Genomic DNA, 6,300 nt, shown 5'->3' on the forward strand with positions numbered 1-6,300 from the left:
ATAACGCCTTAATAATAGCATAATCAGTTGTTTTAGTAATTGCAAAATGACGGGGTGAGAAATAAAATGTTGGATTTAAGATAGCAAAATAAGCCTGGCATCGTGTAAGTGAAGTGCAACAAATCAACTCAGAAAGGGGTTGATTTGTTGCACTTCACTTACACGATGCCAATTTTTTCTTGTAAAGTTGTTCGCCGTTTTTGTGGTAAATTATTAACACCATATAAAAATGCTGATGGTTCACCAATTAAATATAATTTAGTTTTAGCACGAGTAATTGCTGTATAAATTAGATTTCGTTTTAACATCATTCAAAAACTTTTTGTTATTACAAAAATAATATTATCATATTCACTGCCCTGCAATTTATGAACACTACAAGCATAAGCCAAAGTAATATCATAATAAAGTTCTTTACTATATGCAATTACATTATCGTATTTTACTAAGATTACATCATTTAAATTTTTATCTTTTTTAATATCAACAATAATGCCAACATCGCCATTATAAATTTCTAATTCAGGTCGATTTTTAAGTTGCATAACTTTATCATTAACTCGGAAAAAACGATGCCCAATCTTAATTTCTTTTTGACCACTTGCATGATTCATTCGATTTTGCAAATAAGTATTTAATGCATTAATTCCAACTGGACCATTATACATTGGGGCAATTACTTGAATAGCATTATAATCTGCTCCATATTCATCACTAAGTTTTTGATATAAATTACCAACAATTGTTAATAATGTTTGTGAATCATTTTCATTAATAAAAGTAAAATCTTTTTTGTCAAATAAATTATTACCTTCAAAATGTTCTTGTTCAATTGCATAAGATAGTTCTAAAATGTCATTTCCAGCTTCTTGACGATAAACTTCTTCTAATTTAATAACATTAAAAACATCACTTTGAATAATATCTCGTAACAAATCACCACAAGCAACTGACGATAATTGATTTGGGTCACCAATTAAAATTAATTTACGCAAATTAACACTAGCTTTTGCAATTTGTGATAATAACAAACTATCAACCATACTAACTTCATCTAAAATTAAAATATCATTTTCCAAAGGATTATTTTCATTATAAAAAAATTGATTAGTCAAAGCATCATATTTTAATAATTTATGAATTGTTAAAGCTTTTTGCCCAGTTTTTTCTCGTAATCGTTTGGCTGCTTTTCCGGTTGGTGCTGCTAATACAATTTTTGATTGTTGGTAAACTTTTTTTAAAAGACTAACAATACCATCAACAACTGTTGTTTTACCCGTACCAGGTCCTCCAATAATAACTAAAAAATTAGAATGCACAGCAGCCTTTATTGCTTTTGCTTGATTAATATTATAAGTAATTTGTTTTTTATTTGTTAACTTTTCTAACTCTTCTGTTAATTTTTGATCATCATATTGATCAATCGTATTCAAACCAACTAACATTGCAGCAATATTAATTTCACTATGATATATTTCTGCAACATAAATTTTATCATCCTTAAAAATTAATAATTTAATTTCTTTACTATATTTTAATCCGACTAACAACTGTTCTTTTGTTAAAAAAGGAAAATTCTTTTGTAAGATTTTTGTTAATTCATTTAACGTTAAATAAGTATCACCATTATTATTACAAAATTCTTTTGCTAAATATCAAGCATAATAACCAATTCGAATGTTAGTAAAAGGTTCTTGTTCAAATGCTAAATAAATCTTATCAATTGTTTTAAAAGCAATATTATCTTTTAATAGTAATGAATAAGGATCTTTTTTTAATAAAGCATAAATCTGATCAACATTATATTTTGTTCTTAATAAAGATAAAACTTGTAATGATAATCCTTTTTGATTAAATTGATGATTTAATTCATCATCACGGCTCATTGACTTAAATACCTTTGCAATAATATTAGCTTGCTTAACACTAATACCCGGAATTTCATGTAAAACTGATAAATTTTCTTTAATCTTGGTAATCACATCGGTTTGATAATAATCAATAATTATTTGTGCTGCTTTTTCACCAATTGTGGGAAATAAACTACTAGTTAAATATTTTAAAACCTCATCATTACTCTGTGGGGAAAGTTTATGAATTTCCTTAACTTCAAAATTTTCACCATAGCGTTCATTATAGACAAAGTCCCCTTGTAATTCATATAATTGTTCTGGCTGTAAAGTTGATAAAAATCCTTTAATAAAAATAAAATGTGTTTTATCATTTTCTAATTGAAATTTGCAAATCCGATAACCATTATTGGACTCAAAAACAATTAATTTTAAATAACCCCGTATTTTTTCAGCCATTTTAGTAATCCTTTCTTATAAATATCATAATTTTTGATTATCTAAATAAACATCATTAATAACTCCGCCCCCAAGGCAAACTTCATCATCATAAAAAACAGCAGCTTGTCCTGGCGTAATAGCTTTTACTTTTGTTGCAAATTGCACAAGACATTTATTATCACTTAAAACTGTTACTTTAACAGGAATATCTTTTTGACGATAACGAAATTTAGCTGTACAATTAAATTCTTTTTCATGTAAAGTATTGATTCAATTAACATCAGTAATAATACAACTCGTTGAATATAGTCATTTTTCTTCACTACTTTTTGCAACATATAAAATATTGTTTTCTACATTTTTACCAGCCACAAAATATGGTTCACTCATCCCACCTAAATTTAAACCACGACGTTGACCAATTGTATAATACATCACCCCATTATGATGACCAACAACTTCTTTTGCTTCAATATCAACAATATTACCATTTTGATTTGGAATATAATTTTGTAAAAAGTTTTTAAAATCACGTTCTCCAATAAAACAAATTCCTGTTGAATCTTTTTTATTAGCTGTGCTTAAATTTTGTGCACTTGCAATTTCTCTAACTTCTTTTTTTGTTAAATTTCCTAATGGAAAAAATGTTTTTGATAATTGCCCTTGGTTCAATTGACTTAAAAAATAAGTTTGATCTTTATCCCGGTCAATTCCCCGTAATAATTGATATTCTTGTAATTTTTCATTAAATCGTACTTGAGCATAATGTCCCATGGCAATAAAATCAGCATGATAGTTATTAATTGCATAGTTTAAAAAATAGTCAAATTTAATATACTTATTACATAAAATATCTGGATTAGGAGTTCGCCCTTTTTGATATTCATTAATAAAATGTTTAAACACATATTCTCAATATTCTTTAATAAAATCAACACGGTGCAATGGTACTTGTAATGTTTTACTAACATTAACAGCATCATTATAATCAAGTTCTTGTGGACAAATCACATTATTAATTGCTTTATTTCCTAAAATATCATTATTTAATTGACTGTCTCAATTACGCATAAAAAGACCTTCTACATCATAGCCTGCTTGTTGTAATAAATATAAACTAACTGAAGAATCAACCCCTCCAGATAATCCGACAACAACTTTTTTCATTGCACATCACTTCCTTTTTTATAAATAAATAATAATTAATTAGTACTATTATTTTAACATTGAAAATTAAAAATTCCAAAATAAGAAATTGGTTTCCTATTGGTTAAATAATTTACTATATAAATTTTAAGACCTTTCTTTTTTTCTTTTTAAAACTGCTGTTAACATTAAAATATTTGCCAACAATAAAAAACTATAACTAATAATTTGCATAATATTACTGGACCAATTAAAAATATTGTTCATAAAAAAATAACTATATAATGCAATCCCAATCACACTACATAAGAAAAGTAAACTTAATGGTAAAAAACAATAAAGCTGAATTTTAAAATTTGATACCAAACAAAATGGAAGAACAACAGTAATTGCATAAATCCCAATTAAAATTAACATAAATATTCGATTCACGAAAAAATAATGATGATTAACAGTAATAAAATTAATTTTACCAAAATTAATTACAAAAAAATTATATAAATCTAAAGCTGAATTATTAATTCAATTATTAAACACTAAAAATGCACTACATAATACTATTAATCCAATAATCACCATAAGCCGTGCAATTAAAACAATTAGATCACGTCATTTAAGAATGTTGTTTTTCTTAATTTTAGTAATTTGTTGACGCCCATTTGGTAATTGCTTAATTTGATAATTATTATTAAACATTGTTGTTGCTTGAACAATAGACTTTGAGTCCTTATTTATCAAAGGCAAAACATTAGGATTAAGGTTTTTTGCTTTTCTTCTGCCAATTTGTTTTATTTTAAGTTTACTGTCTTGTTTTATCAAATCTTCTTTGACATTAGAATTAAATAACTTAGCATAAAAATTATCTATTTGATAAGTTCCCTCTACTTCTTCAAGTTCAATTGCTCGAGAAGTTTCATCTTGAAGTTTTACTTTTTCTGATAAAACTTGTGAAACTTTTTTTGTTTCCAAATTCTTTTCTTCTTGATGATAATATTTATTGGTTGTTTGTTCCACTCCTAAATTTGGTCGTTTTGTTATATCCCATTCCATCGTATCAATTTCATCATAAAATTGATTTCCCTTGTCAGGACGAACAATTAAATCTACTTCTTTTCGTGTTTTTTTATTTTCATTTTGTTTATTATCAAACTTTTTATTATAAGTTTCTTCTTCAATATTTTTTGCTTGGATTGGAGGCATATTATGTGTTATTTTTTGCGAAACATTTATTTTTTGACCTGGTATTTTATTATAACTTTGAGTAAAAAAAACATCTTTTTGTGGCGATGATTTTGGTAAAGAAAGTTTAGGAAAATGATTTGTTAGAACTGACTTTGATTTTATAGTTTGTTTATTATCAATATTAGTTAATGACTTCTTTAATTTTTCTTGATCTTTTTGCATTATTTTTTGAGCAACAGCACGAGCTTGTGCTTTAACTTTTGTATGATCAATTTTAACTTCAACAGGTTCATTGTTAAATTGAGCATCATTATTTTTCTTATTAAAATTTAATAAATCAATGTTTTTTGTAATAGTAGGTGGCTCATATAAATGTTCTTCATTATCCAATTGAATTTTTTCATCAAAAGTTGATTTAATTTTATTTAATCGGTGATGAAAACTTGTTTTTTCTTGTTGTAACTTTTCAGTTTGATGATATAAAATTTTTAATGCATTTGGATTATCTAAATTTAAAATCATTTTCCGTGATTGTACAAATGAATTTAAAGCACTATTTTGATTAACATTTTGGGTTTTAGTAAAAAAATAATTATTCTTAAAAAAATGACTATTTTCTTGTAGAAAAAAAGTTGCATCATTATTTAAAGTAAACTCTTGCTGTTCAATGCTTTGATCATTATGCGCACTTTGCTTAATTGGTTTAATTTTTAAAATTTTAATATCATTACTCTTCATTATCAACACCCATTTCAAGAAAACTAAAAACTAATACATATTAATTATATCCTAAAACAGTTAAAAAACAAAGGAAATATTGGGTCTTTTTCGTAATAACAAAGAAACAATAAAAAGCAATTAAAATTTTAATTGCTTTTTATATTTATAAAATTATTTATTACATTTCCTTAGGAACTGCGTTCATAATCTATTTGATTAGACTCTAATTCTTCTACTGCATCAAAAAATTCATCATTATCATCGGTTCTATCATTATCAATCATTTGTTCACTATTTAAATGTGAAGGTGAAGCTGTATTAACTTCAATAAGAATTTCTTTAAATCTATCAGCAAGAACTTGATTTGAAGCTGAAATATGTGACATCATTTTTAAGATGTCAAAATTATCTAAAACAATTTCAATTTGTCTAAAGTCAGGTTCTAAATACTCATATATATTATCTCTTTTTGCAATCTTCTTCATTTCTTCAAGTTTACGCTTTGCTTCTCTTTCAACTTGTTTGTAATATATTTGAGCATTAATAACAATATCTTGTTGAACATTAATTTTTTTTCTTTCTTCTTTTGTTCTTATATTAAGTCATTTATTATAATTAGTTCAATAGTAATGTTTTTTCAATAACCAATTTTTTGCACTATTTCATTTTTCGCTAATTTTATCAGCAGTAAAATTTCATGCTGATTTAGTTTTTTTACGCACATTATTAGTTCATACTATTACTTTATATGCTAAATATATTTTTCCTACATTTTCAAACATTTTTCCTAAATAGCCCATAATATTAATATGCCCCTTTCACAACTGAAAAGAATAAAATTGATATTTTATTACTTTTTCATTTTATATTTTTAATTTATGTTTTTTCTACTCTTTATAATAGACTTCTTTCATAACCTAGTTATTTTAAAATTCCTATAAAATATATTTAAAATAGAAAT

General features: G+C 25.2%; 4 protein-coding genes. All 4 read right to left on the bottom strand.

The annotated features are described in order from the left end of the window. Nucleotides 1–158: 158 nt before the first annotated feature. The 4 genes from BST80_RS03375 to BST80_RS03390 all read right to left on the bottom strand — a co-directional run bounded on the left by BST80_RS03375 (nucleotide 159) and on the right by BST80_RS03390 (nucleotide 6,139). Nucleotides 159–2,309: an ATP-dependent RecD-like DNA helicase gene (locus BST80_RS03375; protein ID WP_415745971.1), complete on the bottom strand. Its 2,151-nt coding sequence runs from the start codon at nucleotides 2,307–2,309 to the stop codon at nucleotides 159–161. 15 nt (nucleotides 2,310–2,324) lie between these two features. Beyond that, entirely contained in the window at nucleotides 2,325–3,458 is a 1,134-nt protein-coding gene (mnmA, locus tag BST80_RS03380) for a tRNA 2-thiouridine(34) synthase MnmA (protein ID WP_415745972.1), read from the bottom strand. Between the two features lie 126 nt (nucleotides 3,459–3,584). After that, nucleotides 3,585–5,357 carry an ABC transporter permease gene (locus tag BST80_RS03385; protein WP_415745973.1) on the bottom strand — a complete coding sequence of 591 codons (1,773 nt, stop codon included), beginning with the start codon at nucleotides 5,355–5,357 and terminating at the stop codon, nucleotides 3,585–3,587. 170 nt (nucleotides 5,358–5,527) lie between these two features. Continuing rightward, nucleotides 5,528–6,139: a hypothetical protein gene (locus BST80_RS03390; RefSeq protein WP_415745974.1), complete on the bottom strand. Its 612-nt coding sequence runs from the start codon at nucleotides 6,137–6,139 to the stop codon at nucleotides 5,528–5,530. Nucleotides 6,140–6,300: the final 161 nt, after the last annotated feature.

Source organism: Spiroplasma sp. Moj (assembly GCF_016082285.1).
In the GTDB taxonomy this organism is placed as follows: domain Bacteria; phylum Bacillota_I; class Bacilli_A; order Mycoplasmatales; family Mycoplasmataceae; genus Spiroplasma; species Spiroplasma phoeniceum.